The 19,936-nt window shown below is 72.7% G+C and carries 17 protein-coding genes and 1 pseudogene; 6 read left to right on the plus strand and 12 right to left on the minus strand.

Annotation, left to right across the window (positions count from 1 at the left end):
- Positions 1 to 4 precede the first annotated feature (4 nt).
- From ACFQZ6_RS15805 to ACFQZ6_RS15830, 6 genes are all read right to left on the minus strand, one after another.
- Positions 5 to 2,620: a bifunctional FO biosynthesis protein CofGH gene (locus ACFQZ6_RS15805; RefSeq protein WP_381609141.1), complete on the minus strand. Its 2,616-nt coding sequence runs from the start codon at positions 2,618 to 2,620 to the stop codon at positions 5 to 7.
- Positions 2,621 to 2,662: 42 nt separating this feature from the next.
- A complete protein-coding gene (locus ACFQZ6_RS15810) occupies positions 2,663 to 3,511 on the minus strand; it encodes an LLM class F420-dependent oxidoreductase (RefSeq protein ID WP_381609144.1) in 849 nt (282 codons plus the stop codon).
- A 955-nt stretch (positions 3,512 to 4,466) separates the two neighbouring features.
- Positions 4,467 to 5,372, minus strand: coding sequence for a hypothetical protein (locus tag ACFQZ6_RS15815; RefSeq protein ID WP_381609147.1), 906 nt, complete (start codon positions 5,370 to 5,372; stop codon positions 4,467 to 4,469).
- Positions 5,373 to 5,596: 224 nt separating this feature from the next.
- Positions 5,597 to 5,785, minus strand: a complete 189-nt coding sequence (locus tag ACFQZ6_RS15820; RefSeq protein ID WP_381609150.1) for a hypothetical protein — start codon at positions 5,783 to 5,785, stop codon at positions 5,597 to 5,599.
- Between the two features lie 238 nt (positions 5,786 to 6,023).
- A complete protein-coding gene (locus ACFQZ6_RS15825) occupies positions 6,024 to 9,008 on the minus strand; it encodes an AfsR/SARP family transcriptional regulator (RefSeq protein WP_381609152.1) in 2,985 nt (994 codons plus the stop codon).
- A gap of 206 nt (positions 9,009 to 9,214) precedes the next feature.
- On the minus strand, positions 9,215 to 9,613 hold the full coding sequence (locus ACFQZ6_RS15830; protein ID WP_381609155.1) for a nitroreductase/quinone reductase family protein: 399 nt from the start codon (positions 9,611 to 9,613) through the stop codon (positions 9,215 to 9,217).
- Positions 9,614 to 9,717: 104 nt separating this feature from the next.
- Between ACFQZ6_RS15830 and ACFQZ6_RS15835 the strand changes: the two genes are divergently transcribed.
- Positions 9,718 to 10,557 (plus strand): endonuclease/exonuclease/phosphatase family protein, encoded by an 840-nt coding sequence (locus ACFQZ6_RS15835; RefSeq protein ID WP_381618338.1) that lies wholly within the window; start codon positions 9,718 to 9,720, stop codon positions 10,555 to 10,557.
- On the opposite strand, the gene ACFQZ6_RS15840 is transcribed toward ACFQZ6_RS15835, so the two are convergent.
- Positions 10,544 to 10,735, minus strand: a complete 192-nt coding sequence (locus ACFQZ6_RS15840; RefSeq protein WP_381609158.1) for a DUF397 domain-containing protein — start codon at positions 10,733 to 10,735, stop codon at positions 10,544 to 10,546. The two genes, ACFQZ6_RS15835 and ACFQZ6_RS15840, sit on opposite strands and share 14 nt — an antisense overlap.
- Before the next feature lie 10 nt (positions 10,736 to 10,745).
- The gene (locus tag ACFQZ6_RS15845; protein ID WP_381609161.1) at positions 10,746 to 11,597 is read right to left on the minus strand and encodes a helix-turn-helix domain-containing protein; all 852 of its coding nucleotides are present in this window, start codon (positions 11,595 to 11,597) and stop codon (positions 10,746 to 10,748) included.
- Between the two features lie 202 nt (positions 11,598 to 11,799).
- Here ACFQZ6_RS15845 and ACFQZ6_RS15850 point away from each other — a divergent pair, with 202 nt between their 5' ends.
- Positions 11,800 to 12,225, plus strand: a complete 426-nt coding sequence (locus ACFQZ6_RS15850; protein ID WP_381609164.1) for an ATP-binding protein — start codon at positions 11,800 to 11,802, stop codon at positions 12,223 to 12,225.
- Positions 12,226 to 12,785: 560 nt separating this feature from the next.
- On the opposite strand, the gene ACFQZ6_RS15855 is transcribed toward ACFQZ6_RS15850, so the two are convergent.
- From ACFQZ6_RS15855 to ACFQZ6_RS15865, 3 genes are all read right to left on the minus strand, one after another.
- A complete protein-coding gene (locus ACFQZ6_RS15855; protein WP_381609167.1) occupies positions 12,786 to 13,331 on the minus strand; it encodes a hypothetical protein in 546 nt (181 codons plus the stop codon).
- Positions 13,332 to 13,478: 147 nt separating this feature from the next.
- Positions 13,479 to 15,959, minus strand: coding sequence for an outer membrane protein assembly factor BamB family protein (locus ACFQZ6_RS15860; RefSeq protein ID WP_381609169.1), 2,481 nt, complete (start codon positions 15,957 to 15,959; stop codon positions 13,479 to 13,481).
- 156 nt (positions 15,960 to 16,115) lie between these two features.
- On the minus strand, positions 16,116 to 16,850 hold the full coding sequence (locus ACFQZ6_RS15865) for a VOC family protein (RefSeq protein WP_381609172.1): 735 nt from the start codon (positions 16,848 to 16,850) through the stop codon (positions 16,116 to 16,118).
- A 134-nt stretch (positions 16,851 to 16,984) separates the two neighbouring features.
- On the opposite strand from ACFQZ6_RS15865, the gene ACFQZ6_RS15870 reads away from it, so the two are divergent.
- The 4 genes and pseudogenes from ACFQZ6_RS15870 to ACFQZ6_RS15885 all read left to right on the plus strand — a co-directional run bounded on the left by ACFQZ6_RS15870 (position 16,985) and on the right by ACFQZ6_RS15885 (position 19,275).
- Positions 16,985 to 17,620: a TetR family transcriptional regulator gene (locus tag ACFQZ6_RS15870; protein WP_381618341.1), complete on the plus strand. Its 636-nt coding sequence runs from the start codon at positions 16,985 to 16,987 to the stop codon at positions 17,618 to 17,620.
- A 208-nt stretch (positions 17,621 to 17,828) separates the two neighbouring features.
- A pseudogene (locus ACFQZ6_RS15875) lies at positions 17,829 to 17,942 on the plus strand (acetyl-CoA acetyltransferase); the annotation flags it as partial.
- 184 nt (positions 17,943 to 18,126) lie between these two features.
- Positions 18,127 to 18,558 (plus strand): pyridoxamine 5'-phosphate oxidase family protein, encoded by a 432-nt coding sequence (locus tag ACFQZ6_RS15880; protein ID WP_381609175.1) that lies wholly within the window; start codon positions 18,127 to 18,129, stop codon positions 18,556 to 18,558.
- A 27-nt stretch (positions 18,559 to 18,585) separates the two neighbouring features.
- Positions 18,586 to 19,275, plus strand: coding sequence for a pyridoxine/pyridoxamine 5'-phosphate oxidase (locus ACFQZ6_RS15885; RefSeq protein ID WP_381609178.1), 690 nt, complete (start codon positions 18,586 to 18,588; stop codon positions 19,273 to 19,275).
- A 19-nt stretch (positions 19,276 to 19,294) separates the two neighbouring features.
- Here the strand turns inward: ACFQZ6_RS15885 and ACFQZ6_RS15890 are convergent, their stop codons facing one another.
- A complete protein-coding gene (locus ACFQZ6_RS15890; RefSeq protein WP_381609181.1) occupies positions 19,295 to 19,900 on the minus strand; it encodes a GNAT family N-acetyltransferase in 606 nt (201 codons plus the stop codon).
- Positions 19,901 to 19,936: the final 36 nt, after the last annotated feature.

Consider the following 19,936-nt stretch of genomic DNA (forward strand, 5'->3'; position numbering starts at 1 on the left):
GTGCTCAGTCCAGCACCGGCAGCAGCTCGGGCAGGTGCCCGTCCGACTCCCGCGCCACCCGCTGCCGCTCCTCCGGCACCTCGCCGTAGAGCGTGGTCCGCGGCCGGGCCGGACGCCCCGCCGCCTCCGCCACCGCGACCAGGTCACGAACCGACTTGTACGACCCGTAGGCGGAGCCAGCCATCCGCGAGATGGTCTCCTCCATCAACGTACCCCCCAGGTCGTTCGCACCGGACCGCAGCATCTCCGCCGCCCCCTCCGTCCCCAGCTTCACCCAGCTCGTCTGGATGTTCGGGATGTACGGGTGGAGCAGCAGCCGCGCCATCGCCGTCACCGCCCGGTTGTCCCGCACCGACGGCCCCGGGCGGGCGATCCCGGCCAGGTAGACGGGCGCGTTGGTGTGGATGAACGGCAACGTCACGAACTCCGTGAACCCGCCCGTGCGCTGCTGTATCCCGGCGAGCGTGCGCAGGTGGCCGAGCCAGTGCCGGGGCTGGTCGACATGGCCGTACATCATCGTCGACGACGACCGGATGCCCAGCTCGTGCGCGGTGGTCACCACGTCGATCCAGGTGGCGGCGGGCAGCTTCCCCTTGGTCAGCACCCACCGGACCTCGTCGTCGAGGATCTCCGCGGCGGTCCCCGGAATCGAGTCGAGCCCGGCCTCCTTCGCCGCCGTCAACCACTCCCGCACGGACATACCCGTACGGGTCGCGCCGTTCACGACCTCCATCGGGGAGAACGCGTGCACGTGCATCCCGGGCACCCGCTCCTTCACGGCCCGCGCGATGTCGAAGTACGCCGTCCCCGGCAGGTCGGGATGGATACCGCCCTGCATACACACCTCCACCGCGCCCACCTCCCACGCCTGCTGCGCCCGGTCAGCGACCTGGTCGAGGGAGAGCGTGTAGGCGTCGGCGTCGGTGCGCCGCTGGGCGAAGGCGCAGAAACGGCAGCCGGTGTAGCAGACATTGGTGAAGTTGATGTTCCGGGTGACGATGTACGTCACCTCGTCCCCGACGACCGACTTGCGCACGTCGTCCGCGACCTGGCAGAGCGCGTCCAGCGCGGGCCCGTCCGCGTGCAGCAGGGCGAGCGCCTGCTCGTCGGTGAGCCGGGTCGGGTCGTCGGCGGCGGTGGCGAGGGCCTCCCGCACGTCGGCGTCGACCCGCTCGGGCGCCATCCCGGGGGCGGCGGCCTCCCGCAGGGCACCCCAGTCGCCGTACACCTCGTCGAAGTCGTCGCGCCGGTCGGAGGTACGGCCCTCGGTGTCGATGGTGGCGTGCAGATCGGTACGCCCCGCCGCGACGAACGCCTCCTCCGGCTCCTGCCAGGGCCGCCCCTCGACCACGGCGTCCGGCACGGCGAGCCCGGTCACCGGGTCGGCGAGGGCGGCGACGTGCGGCCGCAGCCGCGGATCGAGCCACGGCTCCCCCCGCACCACGAACTCGGGATACACACAGAGCCGCTCCCGCAGCTCGAACCCAGCCGCCCGCGACCGCTCCGCCAACTCCTCGATCCGCGGCCAGGGCCGCTCGGGATTCACGTGATCGATGGTGACCGGCGAGACACCACCCCAGTCGTCGATCCCCGCGCCGATCAGCCGCCCGTACTCGGCGTCCACCAGGTTGGGCGGGGCCTGGAGGCAGGCGGACGGCCCGAGCAGGTGCCGGGCGACGGCGACCGTGGCGACGAGTTCGTCCAGCTCCGCGTCCGGCATCCCGCGCATCGCGGTGTCCGGCTTGGCGCGGAAGTTCTGGATGATCAGCTCCTGGATGCCGTGGTAGGCGCGGGACACCCGGCGCAGCGCGAACAGCGACTCCGCGCGCTCCTCGTACGTCTCCCCGATGCCTATGAGAATCCCGGAGGTGAACGGCACCGACGACCGCCCGGCGTCCTCCAACACCCGCAGCCGCACCGCCGGTTCCTTGTCCGGTGAGCCGTAGTGCGGCCCGCCGGGCTCCGACCAGAGTCGCGTGGCGGTGGTCTCCAGCATCATGCCCATGGACGGCGCGACGGGCTTGAGCCGCTGGAAGTCGGTCCAGGACATCACGCCGGGGTTGAGATGAGGAAGAAGCCCGGTCTCCTCCAGAATCCGCACGGAAATGGCCCGCACATACGCGATGGTGTCGTCGTACCCGTGCGCGTCCAGCCACTCCCGCGCCTCCGGCCACCGCTCCTCGGGCTTGTCGCCGAGGGTGATGAGGGCCTCCTTGCAGCCGAGGGCGGCACCGCGCCGGGCGACGTCGAGCACCTCGTCCGGCGACATGAACATCCCGTGCCCGGCACGACGCAGCTTCCCCGGAACGGTGACGAAGGTGCAGTAGTGACACTTGTCCCGACAGAGCCGGGTCAACGGCACGAAGACGCTCTTGGAGTACGTGATGACCCCCGGCCGCCCCGCCTGTTCGAGCCCGGCGTCCCGCACCCGGGCGGCGGACGCGGCGAGGTCGTCGAGGTCCGCACCGCGGGCCTGGAGCAGCACGGCCGCCTCGGCGACGTCCAGGGCGACGCCGTCACGGGCCCGTTTGAGGGCGCGACGCATGGAGTTCGCGGTCGGGCCGGTACCGCCGGGGCGGCGCTCGGGTGAGCCGGGTCCGGGAGTCGCGGAAGTCGTCATCCTTCGAGGATACGGAGGGTACGAGGGGTGGCTGAGCGGCGATCAGGACAGGTGGGCCTGGAGGGCGTCCAACGCCCTCAGCACCTCCGCCTCCCCACCCGGCGGCAACTGCGCCACGACCTCCTCGATCCCGAGGTCGGCGAAGTGCGCGAGCTTGCCCGGCGTGGGCTGGACGGCGTACGGCACCACCTGGAGCGCCGCCGGGTCCCGGCCCGCGTCGGCCCAGGCCGCGCGCAGCACCGGCAGCGACTCCGACAGCCCGCGCCCACCGATCGGCAGCCACCCGTCGGCGTACTCACAGACGTGCGCGAACAACTTCGGCCCCGCCGCCCCACCGACCAGCGTCCGCGGCCCACTGACCGGCCCACGCGGCTTCTGCACGGGCTTGGGGTAGGCGTAACTGGCCCGCACACCGCCGAACTCGCCCTCGTACGCCGTGGGCTCCTCAGCCCACAACGCCCGCATGAGGGCCACCCTCTCCCGCACGAGCTCCCGCCGCGTACGCCACTCGACCCCGTGGTCGTCGGCCTCCTCGACGTTCCACCCGAACCCGAGCCCGAGGGTGAACCGCCCGCCCGACAGGTGATCCAGCGTGGCGATCTGCTTGGCCAGGTCGATCGGATCACGCTGGGCGACCAGCGCAATCCCGGTCCCGACCCCAAGCCGCTCGGTGACGGCGGCGGCCTGCCCGAGCGCGACGAAGGGGTCGAGCGTACGCCCGTACTCCCGCGGCAGCTCACCCCCCGCCGGGTACGGCGTGGCCCGCTCCACGGGAATGTGCGTGTGCTCAGGCAGATACAGCCCGGCAAACCCCCGCTCCTCCAGCTCACGAGCGAGCCGGGCAGGGGTAATCGTCTCGTCGGTGAGAAAGATCGTCACGGCGATGCGCATGGTGTCGGTTGTACCGCGAGGGCGGAAATCTGTCCATACCAACTGGTCGGAATGACCAGGGCGAGGGTGAGGACCAGGGCGAGGGCGAGGGGGGCCGCAGCTAGGTGACAGACCTCCGGCACGTCACCCCCTTGATTCCAACTCACCGTCGGGGCCGCCCGCTTCTTTCGCCAGGGTCGTGCTTCCACGGCCCGGCCTCAAGGGCGCTCCGCTGTCGCTCCGCGTCGGCTGCGCCGATCGGCCTGCGGCCGACCCTTGACCCCGGTCCGCTCCAGCACGGGTAAGAAGCGAGCGGACGGCCCGGAAAAACGGGGGCCCAGGTCTGTTGTCCCTTCAGGTGGGGTGCGTAGTGGGCCGGGGCTGAGGGGCGCGTCGGCGCCTCGCCTGCACGCCGGGTGGGCTTAGCGGCTTGCGGCCCGGTGGGGGGAGGGGGCGAGGAAGCCGAGGGAGTAGAGGAGGGCGAGGGCTTGCCTCTGCTGTCACATGGGCCTCAGGAGTGTGCGGGGAGGGGGTGATTGGTGCCTTTGGCTCACGCTCTGACCCTTTCTTCCCAGAGGGGTGTGGGTCAAAGGGGCCAATCACCGCCCGCCTCTTGACACGAGCCCCTCTCCTTCTCTCCCTCCCTCCCCCCACCGGGCCGCAAGCCGCTGAGCCAGCCCGGCGTGCAGGCGAGGCGCCAGCGCGCCCCCGCACCCACGCACACGTGGAGCCCACCCAAGGGACCCACAGGCCCGGGCCCCCCGCCTTTTCCGGGCCGTCCGCGCGCTTCTCACCCGTGCTGGAGCGGGCCGGGGTCAAGGGTCGGCCGCAGGCCGATCGGCGCAGCCGACGCGACCGTAGGGAGCGCCCTTGAGGCCGGGCCGCGGAAGCACGACCCTGGCAAAAGAAGCGGGCGGCCCCCACGGCAACCCGTGAACATGCCCCCCAAGTCCCACCCGCGCGCCCACCCACCCAGTCACCTAAGTCCCGTCAGTATGAGTTCGATCTGGGCGATTATCTGGGCGGGGCGGTGGAAGACGTCCTCGGCGGTGAAGCGGAGGAGGGTGCGGATCTCGGGGCACTGTTGGAGCTGGTTGAAGCGGGCCACGTCGTCGCGGTGGGCGGCGCGGGTGCCGTGGTAGGCGTAGCCCTCGATCTCCACGCCCAGGCCCTCGGCGCGGAAGAGGAAGTCCAGGAACCGGCGTCGGCCGTCGGGGGTGTGCAGTTCGGCCTGGGATTCGGGGTGCAGGTCGGCGTCGTACATGCGCAGGCGGGCGATGGTCTCCGCGGGGGAGCCCGCGCCCGGGTCGGCCAGTTCCAGCCAGGTGCGTGCTCGGGCCGCGCCTCGGGCGTTGGTGTCGAGGGCGGTGGTGAGGGCGGGCGGGGTCGTGAGGGGAGCGCGTCGGACGTTGCCGACTCTGCGTCGGGAGAGGGCGGAGTCCACGGCGACGAGGGCTTCGTCGCGGGGGCCGGTGCGCAGGAGGTCGGCGAGGGTGCGGGCCGGGGTTGTGACGCGGAGGCCCCGGCGTTCCGTGACGTCCTGGGGGAGGAGGGGGAGCCGGTGGACGCGGACGCCTTCCGCCTTGGGACGGCGGCCGAGGTGGGGGTCGATGAAGTCGAGGGGCGGGGCTGAGCGTGGGGTGAGTGTCTCGATCAGCCAGAGTGCGGCCGCGGAGCGGTGGCTCACGATGAGGCGGGGCTCGATGAGTTGCTCGGTGCGGAGGCGGGTGAGGAGGTCGGGTGCGTGGCCCGGTTCGGCCCAGGCGCCGTTGCGGACGGATGTCCATCCCTCGGCGCGCAGGGTGCGGGTGAGGGTGCTTCGGGGCCAACCGGCGCGCAGGGCGCGGGAGGTGAGCAGGATGCCGCCCCTGGCCAGTGACACGAGTGGAGCCGACGTGGCCAGTGCGGCCACGTCGGCTCGTTTCCCCCGCTCCCCGTTCCCCACCACCCCAGGTTGCCGGAGGTGGCCGAAGGTCCGCTCGGCCTGTGGGTAAGTCCCACTCCCCTGTGGATAACTCCCGGGTGTCGTCGGACCGGCCGCCGGGGACGTCGGCCGCGGCGGATCCCCCTCCGCGCCGCCGCGGCCGTGCCCCCGGTCGGGGACGCCTACTTCGTCGGCTTGAAGGGCTCCGACGTGGCGTGCATGTCCAGGGTGGTGACGGGCTCGCCGGTGGCGTGCATGTCCTCGGTGGTGGCGTCGCCGTCGGTGGTCTTGACGTCGTCGGCCGCGGCCTCGGTGTCCGTCGTGCCGGTGGCGTGCATGTCCTCGGGCTTGGTGACCGACTTGTCGCTCATGGGCTCTGCTCCACTTGGTTCGTACGTCAGTAGGTCGGCGAGGCCCGTCCGGTCACTCCCCCGATGTGTGGCCGGACGGGCCCATCTCGGGCGCTCACCCTAGTTCGTCAGTGCGAGGCCCACCGTGGCGACCCGTCTGCCCCCCGACGCGACGGATCGACTGCGACGAGCATGGCTGGCGGCGATAAACGAATGATGAACGGCCCCGCACCGGACTTCAGGCGCCCCGCACCGGACCTCAGACGGCCCGTACCGGGCTGAGCAGTTCGCGGACCGTCGCCGCCTCGGGCGCGTCCAACTCCTCGTAGATCCGCAGCGCCTCACGCCAGCACACCTGCGCGCGGCCCACGTGTCCGAAGCCGGTGAGCGCGTGGCCGAGGACGGTGAGGACGTTGCCGCGCCGCCACTCGCCGCCGATGCCCCTCAGCACGGTGAGCGCCATCTCGGCGTTGGTCGCGGCCTGGGCGTAGCGGTGGGCGGCGATGTCGACCTCGGCGAGGCGGAAGAGGGTCATGCCCTCCCAGAGCCGTTGACGGCTCTCGCGGAACACCTTCAGCGCCTCCAGGAGACGCTCGGCCGCCGCGTCCAGTTCGCCGCTCTGGGTCAGGGCCATGCCCAGCGCGTAGCGGCCGTTGGCCCCGCGCATGGAGTTGCCCATGGCGTCGTAGATCTCCATGCCCTGCTGGGCGAGCGTGACGGCGCTCTGGGTGAGGCCGGTCGCGAGGTGGATGCGGGAGAGGTTGCACAGGGCGCTGGCCTCGCCCGGACGGTCACCCAGGGTCCGGAAGTGCTGGATGGCCTCGGAGAGGTGCTCCTCACCGTCGGCGTTGCGGTTCTGGTAGAGGGCGATGATGCCCCGGGCGTTACGGGCCCAGCAGGCGGGGAGGAGGTCGTCCGCCTCGTGCGCGAGCCGGATGACGTCCTCGGCGGCCCGGTCAGCCGTGTCGAACCGGCCGCCGTCCACGTGCGCGTGCGCGAGCGTCATCAGCGCCCGTGCCTCCATGCCCGGCCTGCCGAGCCGCCGCGCCGACTGCAACAGCACCTTCGCGGTGGTCTCGTACTCCCTGGAGTTGGCCCCGGACTCGGAGATGTCGAGGGCGGCCCAGAGGAGGTCGATGGCCCGGCTGAGGGAGTCGGGCCGGTCGGCGGACTGCTGGGCCAGCGCCAGCAGGCAGTTGGCCTCCGTGTAGAGCCAGTCGCGGGCCGCGCCGCGGTCGGCGAAGTCCAGGCCGGGGTAGGCCGTGGGTGCCAGGTGGTCGACCAGGCGGTCGCCGGGGCGTTCGATCGCGTACACGCGGGACGCCGTCGAGAGGTAGAAGTCGAGGAGGCGGGAGAGGGCCGCCTCGCGTTCCGTGGGGGGTTGTTCGTCGCGTTCGGCGCAGGAGCGGGCGTAGAGGCGGACGAGGTCGTGGAAGCGGTAGCGGCCGGGGGCGGCGGACTCCAGGAGGCTGGTGTCGACGAGGGATTCGAGGAGGTCCTCCGTGTCCTCCGCCGGGAGGTCGAGGACCGCCGCCGCCGCGGGGAGGGAGAGGTCCGGGCCGTCGGCCAGGCCGAGGAGGCGGAAGGCGCGGGCCTGGGCGGCGTCGAGGGCGCCGTAGCCGAGTTCGAAGGTGGCCTTCACGGCCAGGTCGCCCGCCTGGAGTTCGTCGAGGCGGCGGCGTTCGTCGGCCAGCTTGGCCGCGAGGACGGAGACCGTCCAGGTGCGGCGGGCGGCGAGGCGGGAGGCGGCGATGCGGATGGCGAGCGGCAGGAAGCCGCAGGCCGCGACCACATCGAGGGCGGCCTTCCGCTCCGACGCGACCCGCTCCTCGCCGACGATCTTCGTGAAGAGCGCCAGCGCCTCGTCCGGCGACATCACGTCCAGGTCGACCAGGTGCGCGCCCGCGAGGTCGACCATCCGCACCCGGGAGGTGACGAGGGCCGCGCAGCCCTCCGTCCCCGGGAGCAGCGGCCGTACCTGCGCGGCGTCGCGGGCGTTGTCCAGCAGGACCAGGACACGGCGGCCGGAGAGGACCGAGCGGTACAGGGCCGCGCGCTCCTCCAGCGAGTCCGGGATCGCGGAGTCCGCCATACCGAGGGCGCGCAGGAAGGCGCCGAGGACCGTCACCGGTTCCGCCGCCCGCGGGCCCGCCCCCTGGAGGTCGACGTAGAGCTGGCCGTCGGGAAACGCGGGACGCGCGCCGTGGGCGACGTGCACCGCCAGCGTCGTCTTGCCCACGCCGCCGATGCCCGCCACGGCGGAGACGGCCATCACCCCGCCCTCCGCCGACGCCAGCACCTCGCTCAGCTCGGCGACGAAGGAGGCGCGGCCGGTGAAGTCGGGGACGGAGGCGGGGAGCTGGGCCGGGCGGACCGGGGTCGCCGGGGGTTCCGCGACCGGGGCCGAGGGCTCCGCCAGGCCCGGGTCGGCCTGGAGGATGCGCTGCTGGAGGTCGCGCAGGCCGGGGCGCGGGTCGACGCCGAGTTCGTCGGCGAGGAGGCGGCGCGTGTCGGCGTACACCGCGAGGGCCTCCGCCTGGCGCCCGCTGCGGTACAGGGCCAGCATCAGCAGTTCCCGGAGCCGCTCCCGTAGGGGGTGGGCGGCGGTCAGGGCGGTCAGCTCGGAGACCGCCTCGGCGTGGCAGCCCTGCTCCAGGTCCATGTCGAGGCGGGTTTCGAGGAGTTGGAGGCGCCACTCCTCCAGCCGTACCCGCTGGGCCTCCGCGTACGGGCCGGGTACGCCCGCCAGCGCCTCCCCGTCCCAGAGGGCGAGGGCGCGGCCGAGCAGGTCGCGGGCGTGGCACAGGTCGCCCGCGGCGCGGGCCTTCTCCGCCTCGGCCGCCAGGTCCTGCGCCTCCGCGAGGTCCAGCGCCCCCCGCGCCAGCCCGCGCACGGCGTACCCGCCGGACTCGCTGACCAGCACCCCGGCGTCGAGCACCTTCCGCAGCCGGGAGGCGTAGGTGCGCAGGGCCGCCAACGCCTGGGAGGGCGGTTCGTCGCCCCACAGGGCGTCGATGAGTTCCGCGGCGGTCGCGGTGCGGCCCTCGCGGAGCAGGAGCGCGGCCAGCAGGGCGCGCTGCTGGGGGGAGCCGGTGGCCAGCGGCTGGTCGCCGCGCCGGGCGCGCACCGGGCCGAGCACGCTGAAGCGCCAGGTCACGGGCGGCTCCGCCGACTCGTCCGGACGCCGCTGCTCCGGTACCCGCGGTACGTGCGACGTCCGCGGTGCGCGCGGTACTCCGTCCATGCCCGTCCCCCTAGACATCCCCAACAACTAGGTCAGTTTGCCTTGTGGATGCCGGATGCGTCAGCCGGGGGAGATGGCGATCACAGGCGATCGGCGGGGGTTCACAAGGAGTACACGGCAGGAGCACACCTCGCGCGCATACGGCGACGACTGGAGCTGACGGCCCGTCAGGCGGGTGCTGGCGTGGCGGGGGTGCGGTGACCCCCTCACAACCGATCGAGGTCCACGCGTACGGTCAGCAGGTCGGTGCCGAGCGCCCGCACGGCGGCGCTGTTGAACCGCGGCAGGCTCCGCGTCCGGGCGACCGGGTCGTCATCGGGGAGGAGGTGGGCGGTGCCGGTGTACCAGCGTCCGTGGAGCCGCACCCGTACCCGGGGGTCGGCCTCGATGTTGCGAATGTACTGCGACCGCCCGCCGAACTCCGACACCAGCCAGAACGCGTCCCCGACCCGCCGCCCGCCCACGGGCGTACGGCGGGGCAGCCCCGAGACACGCCCCGTGGTCTCGATGAGGGTGTGACCGGGCAGTCGGCGCGTGAGGGGGTTGGCGACGTACCGCTGGAAGGCGGTGGCGGCGCGGAAACGGACGTCGGTGAGGCGGCTCATGGGTGCGCGCTCCTAACGGTCTGACTGCCGGTCTGATGCGACGTGGGGCGGTCGCTGTTGCTCTAATGGTCCCCTGCGCACGCTGACGGAGGCAGGTGGCTGCGGTGCGGGTGATGACCTGGAATCTGTGGTGGCGGTTCGGCCCCTGGGAGACGCGCCAGAAGGCCATCCTCACGGCGCTGCGTGAGGTACGGCCCGATGTCGTCGGCCTCCAGGAGGTGTGGGCGGCCGGTGGGGAGAACCTCGCCGAGTGGCTGGCCGGGGAACTCGGCATGTACTGGGCCTGGGCCCCCTCCCAACGCCCCGAGCGGTGGCGGCGGCGGATCGGCGGCGCGCCGGTGGACGTCGGCAACGCGGTCCTGAGCCGCTGGCCGGTGACGGAACAGGCGGTCCTGCCGCTGCCCGTCCCCGCCGACCTCGACGACGGCCGCCTCGCCCTGTACGCCCGACTGGCGGCGCCCGGAGCGGACATCCCCTTCTTCACCGCCCACCTGACGTCGGCGGTGCACGCGTCGGCGGTACGGTGCGCGCAGGTGGCGGCGATCGCGCGCTTCGTCGCCGAGTACCGGGGCGGCACGCGCTTCCCGCCCGTCGTCACCGGCGACTTCAACGCCTGGCCCGACTCCGACGAGGTCCGCGCCTTCAGCGGCACCCGTACCGCCCCCGCCGTGCCGGGCCAGGTCTTCCTCGACGCCTGGGAGTACGCCACCCCGACGGCCCCCTCCGCCACCTGGGACGCCACCAACCCCTACGTCGCCGAGACCCACAGCCCCAGCGTCCGCATCGACTACATCCACGTCGCCCCACCCGGCCCCGACGGCATCGGCCACGTCCGCACCGCACGGCGAGCGTGCGACGGTCCCGTGGACGGGGTGTGGCCTTCGGACCACGCGGCGGTGGTGGCGGATTTGGCGGGGGTGCGTGTGGGGGTCAACGGGGGGTGAGGTGTTGGCCCTTCAGCGCGCGGAGGAAGGTGCGGAACGCGGTGGGGGTGAGGGTGAGGGTGGGATGGGGTGGCTCGGGGCGGTCGGTGAAGTGGATGGCGTCGGGGGCGGCGGCTATGTGGACGCAGGCGTCGCCTTCCTGGCAATAGGACGACTTCTGCCAGCGGTGCGGGGTCATGTCGGCTCCCTCACAGGGTTCGGACGATGGAGTGGATGAGATCCCGGGACTGTGCCGGGCTGAGTGCGGCGGTTTCCACGATGTCGAGAAGGTGTCGGTACTTGTCCAGAAGTGACTCGGCGTCCAGCAGCACGGGCCCGTGGAACTGGTCCAGTTGTGCCGTGTCGAGTTGGGGCACGGATCCGTAGAGGTAGTTGATCGACTGGCCGGAACCGGGGAAGGCGCCCACGTCGAAGGGCAGCACGCGAATCGTGATGTGGTCGCGTTCGCTCATGTCGAGTAGGTGCCGCAACTGGGCAAGCGATACCTTCCGCCCGCCAACCCGCATGTGCAGGGCGGCTTCGTGCACAGTGGTCCGGTACGGCGTCGGAGTGTCCCCGTAGAGGATTCCCTGACGCTTGACGCGATGGGACACCCGGTGCTCGACCTCGGGCGCCGTGGGCGCCGGGATGATCTGGCGGAAAATCTCGCGTGCGTGATCTGCGGTCTGGAGCAGTCCGGGCATATGGGCGGTGTACGCCGTGCGTACGGCGATTGCGTGGTGCTCCAGCTCGGCGAGGTCGAGAAGCCCTGAGGGCAGCACCTCGCGGTACGTCTCCCACCAGCCGGGGTTCCTGTCGGTCGCCATCGTGACCAAGGCGTCGATGAACGCCTGGTCAGGGCAAGAGTAGATACGCGCCAGCGCCCGGATCCGCTCGGGGCTCACCCCGAACCGTCCCGACTCCACGTTGCTGAGCTGACCTTGGCTGGTGCCCAGCGTGCGCGCGGCCTCGGTGGCCGTCATCCCCGCGCGCTCCCGCATCTTGCGCAACTCTGCGGCGAGCCGCAGGCGGCGTGCCGTCAGCGGTGGTCTTGCGGGCACGTGAACCCCTCCTGGACATGCGTTCCTATAGCGCGTCACTCACATGAGGGAAGCTGACCGAAGTATCCCGGGAGCCCGCAAATGGTATTTGCCCAGCCCTTATGGTCATCCTCAGGCGCCTCGCCTGGAAGCGCACCGTGGGACGCCGCGGCAGAGACACCAGGCATCTGTCCAACACCCCTTCAGCGAACGGAGACTTCCGATGGTCACCGTATCCCCGTCGTGGAAGTACACCCTTCATCTTCCGCACGATCCACGCGCACCGGGTATCGCCAGGGCCACCCTGAGACTGATCCTCGCCGCACACGAGATGCCCGACCTCGCCCCCACGGCGGAACTCGTCGCGGCGGAACTCCTGGCCAACTCCCACTGCCACACCAAGGGCCCGTACGCCCTCCGTGTCCGCTCGACGGCACCGGACCGCCTCCGCGTGGCGGTCTGGGACACGGACCCCCAGGTACCGCCCGCCTTCTCCGACGCCCGCACCCCCACCCCACCCCCCGACGCCGAGAACGGCCGAGGCATCCCCCTCGTCCAGTCCTGCGCGGACACGTGGGGCGCGGCAACACCGCACGGCCTGGGCACCCCTGAGGTCGGCAAGCTGCTGTGGGCGGAGTGCTGGAGGTAGGGGAGGGGGAGGGCATCTGTGCGACGCCTGCTGGAGAGGGTGCCGTTGGGGCCGCCCGCTTCTTTGCCAGGGTCGTACTTCCACGGCCCGGCCTCAAGGGCGCTCCCTACGGTCGCGTCGCCTTCGGCGATGGCCCTAGCGGGCCACCCTTGACCCCGGCCCGCTCCAGCACGGGTAAGAAGCGAGCGGACGGCCCGGAAAAGGCGGGGGCCCCAGGTCCGTTGTCCCTTCAGGTGGGGTGCGTAGTGGGCCGGGGCTGAGGGGCGCGTCCGCGCCTCGCCAGCACGCCGGGCTGGCTCAGCGGCTTCCGGCCCGGTGGGGGGTGATTGGCCCCTTTGACCCACGCCCTCCTGACCAGGACGGACGAACACCATCCTCACTCCTGAGGAGAGGCGGGCTGGGCGTGAGCCAAAAGGGCCGATCACCTCCTTCCCGCACACTGTCCGCGGCTTCTTCGGCCCGCACACCACCTACGGGAGGGTCAGCGCGTACGAGTCCCTGGTGACGGCGGCCGGGATGGCGTTGACGGGGACCGCCGCGTGGGGTTCCGTACCCGGTGATCAGACGGTCGCGGGGGCCAGTTCGGCGGCCTCGCAGTGGTCGACGTCGGCGGCCCGTGACTCGCCGCTGCCGAGGTCGACCTGGACGGTCACCGTGTCGTACGCGGGGACCCTGGTCACCTTGTGCTGGGTGGTGATCTCGGTGGCCGCGGCGTCCTCGAAGCCCACGGTGACGTCGAACACGCCTTCCGTGCTGTTGGGGTTGGTGACCTCGACGGTGGCGTACGGCTGGTCCGGTGTGGCGCAGGTGACCAGCTCGACGGTGGCCGCCTCCAGGGTCGTACCGCTCTGGCCGCTGCCGGAGTCGGAGCCCGAACTGCCGCTGCCGTCGCTGTCGTATCCGCCGCCGTAGCCGTCGTCGTAGTCGTCGTCATCATCGTACTTGCCCACCGACGAGCTGTCGTGGTTCTGGCTTGAGCTGCTGCAGCCGCCGCCGTCCGAGTCGCCGCCGGAGCGGTGGCCGCGGCCCGTCGAGAAGCCCGTCAGGGCCAGGACCACCAACGCCGACACCGCCGTGAGCTTGAGTGCGCTCCCCCGAATCTGCATGGCCCACACCCTAGCCAGTCGCCTGTCACGGTCATGTCACCGCATGGCGACCGGTCCGTACCCGGCGTACGGTCAGGGAGGACGGCCGCCGTCCGGGCCCCTTCCGTACGCCGGTGCGACGGCCGTCCCACGCCTTCGTCCGGCCGGTCAGGCGCGTGCCGTGCCCGTGCCCTTCTCGGCGTCCAGGGCGTACACGCAGCGGTCCTTGCTGCACGCGTACACGATGCCGTCCCGCACCACCGGGGAGCCGGTGATCTCGCCGCCGGTGGCGAGCTTCCAGCGGAGTCGGCCGTCGTCGGCCTTGAGGGTGTAGAGGAGGTGGTCGGTGGAGCCGAAGTGGATGCGGCCCTCGGCCACCGCGGGCGCGCCGACGATGTCGCCGCCCGCCTGGAAGCGCCACTTGGGCGTGCCGGTCACGGCGTCCAGGGTGTAGAGCCCGGTGCCGCTGCCGACGTGGACGTGGCCCGCGGCGACCAGCACCGGGTCGGTCGCGGAGCGGGCCTCGGTGGCGATGCGCCAGCGGTCGCGTCCGTCGGTGGCGTCGAGGGCGTAGACGGTGCCGAGGTAGTCGGCGAGGTAGACGCCGCCGCCGGTGACCGCGGGGCCGGGGACGAAGGTCGGCGGGGAGAGGAAGACCGCGGGCGCCTCGAAGTGCCAGCGGACGTGGCCGGTGGCGACGTCGGCGGCGATGACGCGGGTGCCCGCGCAGACGTAGACGTGGCCGTCGGACGCGGGGCTGACCCGTACCGGTACCCCGCCGCAGGAGGCGGCGTCGCCGATCGGGTAGGACCAGCGCTCGTCGCCGGTGCGGGCGTCCAGGGCGCGCAGCCGGGCGTCCTGCCAGACGTAGACGGTGCCGTCGTGCAGGGCGGGTCCGGCCTCCGGGGTCTCGAAGTCGGTCTGGCAGCCGCTGACCTCCCACAGCTTCTGCCCGCTGGACGCCTCCCACGCCTGGACGCCGCCGCCGCGGGTGCCGGTGACGACGGTGCCCCGGTCGGCCTTGAGGCAGTACACCCACGCGTCCGTGGACAGCCGCCACAGGTCGGTGCCCTCGCGGGCGTCGAGGGCGTACAGCGTGGGCCCGTCGGAGGCGTGGATGCGGCCGTCCGCGACGGCCATGGACCAGGCGACGTCGCGGGTCTTGAAGCGCCGTCGGCCGGTCGCCACGTCGAGGGCGTGCACCTCGAAGGAGGTGACGTAGACGAGGTCGGCGGCGACGGCCGGGGTGCCCCAGACGTCGTTGGACATGCGGAACCGCCAGGGGCGCCAGCCGGTCGCCCCCGGGTCGGGCGCCGCCACGGGCGCGGGCGCGGTGCGGTCGGCGGCGCCGGGCAGGGCCGCGTCGGCGCCGTTGACGCCGGGGCGCGGCTTGGACCAGGACGCGGCGAGGCCCGCCTCGGGCGGGGGTGCCTGGAGGGCGGCGGCGCGGACGTCGGCGACGCGCGGGCCGGGGCCGATGGGCACGCGGGCCCCGGCCAGCCGGACCGGGCCGCCGTCGGGGGCGCCGACCGGCGCGGGCACGGGCGCCGGGACGGGCGCCGGGACGGGCGGGGCGGTGGGCGGCGGCGGGACGACGGGGTCGTGCGGGGGCGGGGGCGGGACGTGCGGTCGGCCGCCGCCCCGGCCACCGGCGTGGTGCCCACCGCCGTGACCGCCACCGTGGCCGCCGCCGTGACCGCCGCCGCCGTGCCCGCCGCTGCCGTGGCCGTGGGCGGGCTTCGGCGCGGGGAGCCGTCCACCGCGGCGGGACTCGATCAGGGCGACCGCCTTGCCCGGCAGCCACGCCGACGCCGTACCGCTGTCGTCGGAGCCGGAGCCGAAGAGGTGGGGGGCGAGCTGGGCCTGGAGGTCGGCGGGGGTGGGGCGGGCCCCGGCGTCCATCTGCATACAGGACTCGATCAGCGGGCGCAGCTCGTCCGGGAGGCCCTCCAGGTCGGGGCCCTCGCGCAGCAGCATGAAGACCGTCTCGACCGGGTTGGCGCCGTGGAAGGGCGGGTGGCCGGTGGCGGCGAAGACGAGGGTGGAGCCGAGGGAGAAGACGTCGGAGGCGCCGGTCACGCTGCGCGAGTCCTTGGCCTGCTCCGGGGACATGTAGGCGGGGGTGCCGACGGCGACGTTCGTCATGGTCAGCCGGGTGTTGGAGACCCCGGAGGCGATCCCGAAGTCGATCACCCGGGGGCCGTCCTCGACGACGAGGACGTTGGACGGCTTCAGGTCGCGGTGGACCAGTCCGGCGCCGTGGATCGACTGGAGCGCCTCGGCGACGCCCGCGGCCAGCCAGCGCACCGCCTGGGCGGGCAGCGGTCCGCAGTCGTTCACTATTTCTTCCAGGGAGGGCGCGGGCACGTACGCGGTGGCCAGCCACGGCACCGCGGCGCGCGGGTCGGCGTCGACGACGGCCGCCGTGTAGAAGCCGGAGACCGCGCGGGCCGCCTCCACCTCGCGGGTGAAGCGGACCCGGAAGAGCTGGTCCTCCGCCAGCTCGGTGCGCACCGTCTTGATCGCCACGCGCCGTCCGGACGCCGAGCGCGCGAGATAGACCAGCCCCATGCCGCCGGCGCCGAGCCGTCCCAGCACCTCGAACGGCCCGATCCGCCGCGGATCGTGCTGCGTCAGCTGATCCACCACTTGCCTGCCACCTCCCCGTACGAGCCGCCCCGTGCAGCGTCTCACCACCGCACCGCCATGGCGGCACGCACCCCGATTCTTCCTGGCCGGGGCGCAGGTTGCGAACCCGGTGACGAATGGGGATGTCTCACCCAGACAGCACCATAGGGTGGCAGTTCAGCGCTCCAGGACCGCGAACGACGCCCCCTGGTCGTCGCTCACCAGGCCCACGGTCCCATACGAGGTGGTGAGCGGATCAGCCTGTACCCGCCCGCCGAGCCGGACCACGTCCGCCAGCGCCGCCGCGCAGTCCGGCACCCGGAAGTGGATCAGGAAGTGCGGCGGCATCTCGGCGGGGAAGACGTCGGCCAGCGGCGCCCGCCCGAAGTCGGGCTCGGCGCCGGGCCCGAAGAGGGCGTCGGGGAAGAGGCCGCCGTAGAAGGCGTTGGCGGCGGCGGTGTCCCGGGCGTACAGCTCGGCCCACACGAACGTGCCCGGTTCGTGACGGCGCCCGAAGCCCGCGTGGGTGCCCGGCTGCCAGAGGCCGAAGACGGCGCCCTCGGGGTCGGTGGCGAGGGCGGCGGTGCCCAGGTCGCCGAGCGGCATCGGGTGCGTGACGATCTGGCCGCCCGCGGCGTGGATCCGCCGGGTCAGGGCGTCGGCGTCGGGGGTGGCGAAGTACACCGTCCACACGGTGGGCAGCCGTCCGTCCGCCTTCTGGGCGAGCGCGGCCACCGGCTCCCCCTCGGCGTACGCCCACACCGTGCCGCCGTACGACTCCTCGAAGGTCCACCCGAAGAGCCCACCGTAGAACCGCTGTCCCGCCGCCACGTCGGCGAGCTGCGCGTCCAGCCAGCAGGGGACGCCCTCGGGGTACGTCTCTTCGGTGGCAGATGCCCTGTTTTCGGCCATGTCGTCAACGTAACGGCCCGGCGCGCACCCCGCCTACCAGGCACACCACCCGTCGGAGCCGGGCGCACCCCATTTGCACTCGGCCGAATAGCGCTCAGATCACCCGTCGGTAAGCTGACGGCATGACAGGACAAGTGCGTACCGTCGACGGCCGCGTGGCCGGTCGGCGTGGGCAGGCGACGCGGCAGAAGCTGCTCGACTGCCTCAGCGAGATGCTCAGCTCCTCTCCGTACCGCGACGTCAAAGTCATCGACGTCGCCCGCAAGGCGGGGACTTCGCCCGCGACGTTCTATCAGTACTTCCCGGACGTCGAGGGCGCCGTCCTTGAGATCGCCGAGCAAATGGCCGCCGAGGGCGCCGGTTTGACCGAGGTCGTCCAAGGGCGCTCCTGGGTCGGCAAGGCCGGGTGGCAGACCGCTCAGGAACTGGTCGACGCGTTCCTGGAGTTCTGGCGGAAGAACGAGGCCATCCTGCGCGTCGTGGACCTCGGCGCGGCCGAGGGCGACAAGCGGTTCTACAAGCTCCGGACGAAGATCCTCAACTCCGTGAACAGCTCCCTCGCGGACGCGGTCGCCGAGTTGCAGTCCAAGGGCAGGGTCGACAAGGACGTGAACCCGGCCGCGATCGCCGGTTCCCTGGTCGCGATGCTCGCGGCGGTGGCCTCGCACCAGAAGGGCTTCACGTCGTGGGGTGTGAAGCAGGCGGAACTGAAGCCGAATCTGGCGTTGTTGGTGTACCTGGGGATCACTGGCAAGAAGCCGACGAGGTAGCCCGGCGCTCCTGATCCGCGAGAGTCCTGTCCTGTACCGCAGGCGGTGGCCCACCCTGGCGTGGGTCGCCGCCTGTTGTGCGTCATCCCCTCGGTTCCCGTGCGAGGCCCGGTAGCAGCGCCGTGCTGGGCAGCACCCTGCCGCCTCACCCGCTCGCTGTCGCGCGGGCCGGGGTGCGGCCGGAGGAGACGGACTTCGCCCATGTCCACGACGCCTGCGCGTACATGACGCTGGTGACCGGTACGGCAGACGGCTGGCGGTGGCGTCGGGGACGGGTGGCTGGTTCTGCTCGTCGGGGACGGTGGTGCTGGGGGCGGGGTGAGGGGACGTGAAGGGGGCGGGGCCAGTGGGCGTTCGGTTTCCGGCGTCGCGTTCCTGGCGTTGTGTCCCCGCCGTATGCACGGAGCACGGTTCGGGGGCGCTCCGCGGGGCGCGCGATGCCCGCTCGCCCCGTAACCTCCCCCACGCTCCGTTTTCCGGCGCATCATCGACCGAAGGAGACCGCAGTGGCCCTGACGCGCGAAGAACGCGAGGAGTTTTTAGCCCAGCCGCATATCGCGGCACTCTCCGTCTACGCGGGGCCGGACCGGGCCCCGCTCACCGTTCCCATCTGGTACAAGTACACGCCTGGCGGCGACGTTTGGTTCATGACCGGCCGCAAGTCCCGCAAGAACCAGCTCATCAGCAAGTCGGGCCGGATCACCCTCATGGTGGACCGGCTTCAGCCCTCCGTGCGCTACGTGTCCGTCGAGGGCCCCATCGTCGACAGCTACACCGGCTACTCGGAACACGTCCGGGAGATGGCCAGCCGCTACATGGCCGCCGAGAAGGTCGAGGCGTACGTCGAGTACACCTCGAACGCGAAGGAACACGCCGACACGATCATCCACCACATGCGCCCGGAGCGCTGGGTGGGCTCGGACCTCGGCACCTTCTGAGTCCGGCCGGGGCCTGACAATCGGGGCATGACTACCGATCCCACGGATACGACGGATCTGGCGGTGCTGTTGAGGTCCCTGCGCGTCTGGGACCCCGAGATCACCGAGCTGCCCGTGTTCGACCCCGCGACCGCGCCCGCCGACCCCCTCGCCCTCTTCACGGCGTGGTTCGCGGACGCGGTGACGGCGGGGCAGCCCGAGCCGCACACCATGTCCCTGGCCACCTCCGACGCCTCGGGCCTCCCGGACGTACGGACGGTGATGCTGCACGGCGCCGACCGGGAGGGCTGGGCCTTCGCGACCCACGCCAGCAGCGCCAAGGGCCGCCAGCTCACCGCCCGCCCGTACGCCGCGCTCGGCTTCTACTGGCCCGTACTGGGCCGCCAGGTGCGCGTCCGGGGTCCGGTCACGGCCGCCCCGGCCACCGAGAGCGCCGCCGACCTGCACGCCCGCTCGACGGGCGCCCTGGCGGCGGCGCTCACCGGCCACCAGAGCGAGGTCCTGCCGTCGTACGACGATCTGGAGCACGCCTCACGGGCCGCCTGGGAACGCGCCCGGCGGGAACCGGACGCCCCCGTTCCCACCTGGACGCTGTACCGGGTGCGCCCGGACGCGGTGGAGTTCTTCCAGGGGGACGGGGAGCGGCGGCACGTGCGGGTGCGCTACCGCAGGGGGGAGGGGGGTGCGGGCTGGGTCCGTGAGCTGTTGTGGCCGTGAGGGGGCGGGGCCGCCGGGGTCAGAGGGTCGGCGGCGCGTCCGTGGCCAGGCGGGCGTGGAGGTGGACGTCGCGGAAGGCGTCGCGGTCCTGGGCCTCCCACATCGCGTCGCGCAGGGTCCCCTCGTACCGGAAGCCGCACCGCTCGGCGACCCGGCAGGACGCGTCGTGGCCGACGGCGTGGCCCAGTTCCAGGCGGTGCAGGCCGAGGTCGGTGAGGGCCCAGTCGGCGGCGAGGGCGAGGGCGCGGGTGGCGACGCGGTGGCCGCGGGCCTCGGGGAGTATCCAGTAGCCGACGCGGGCGGTGCGCAGGGCGTGGTTGATCTCGTTGACGCCGATGTGCCCCAGGGTCGTACCCGTCGCCGCGTCCGTGATCCGGAAGGACGCGCCGGTGCCGTCGGTCTCCTGCTGCCTCTTGGAGCGCAGGGAGGCGCGGGCGGAGTCGAGGTCGGTGATCGGGAGCACGGGGGTGTTCCAGCGCTGGAACTCGGGGTCGAGCAGCCCGCGCAGCCAGTCCGCCACGTCGGTGTCGGAGTCCGCGTCCCAGCGGCACAGGCGCAGCCCGTGTCCGTGCGGTTCGGGGTGGGGGGCGCGGGGGCGGGTCGGGGTGACTATGCGGTGGGCCATCCGGCCATTGAAACGCGTCGGCGCGCCGACTTCACA

Origin of the sequence: Streptomyces flavalbus, from assembly GCF_042674625.1 — a bacterium.
In the GTDB taxonomy this organism is placed as follows: Bacteria; Actinomycetota; Actinomycetes; order Streptomycetales; family Streptomycetaceae; genus Streptomyces; species Streptomyces flavalbus.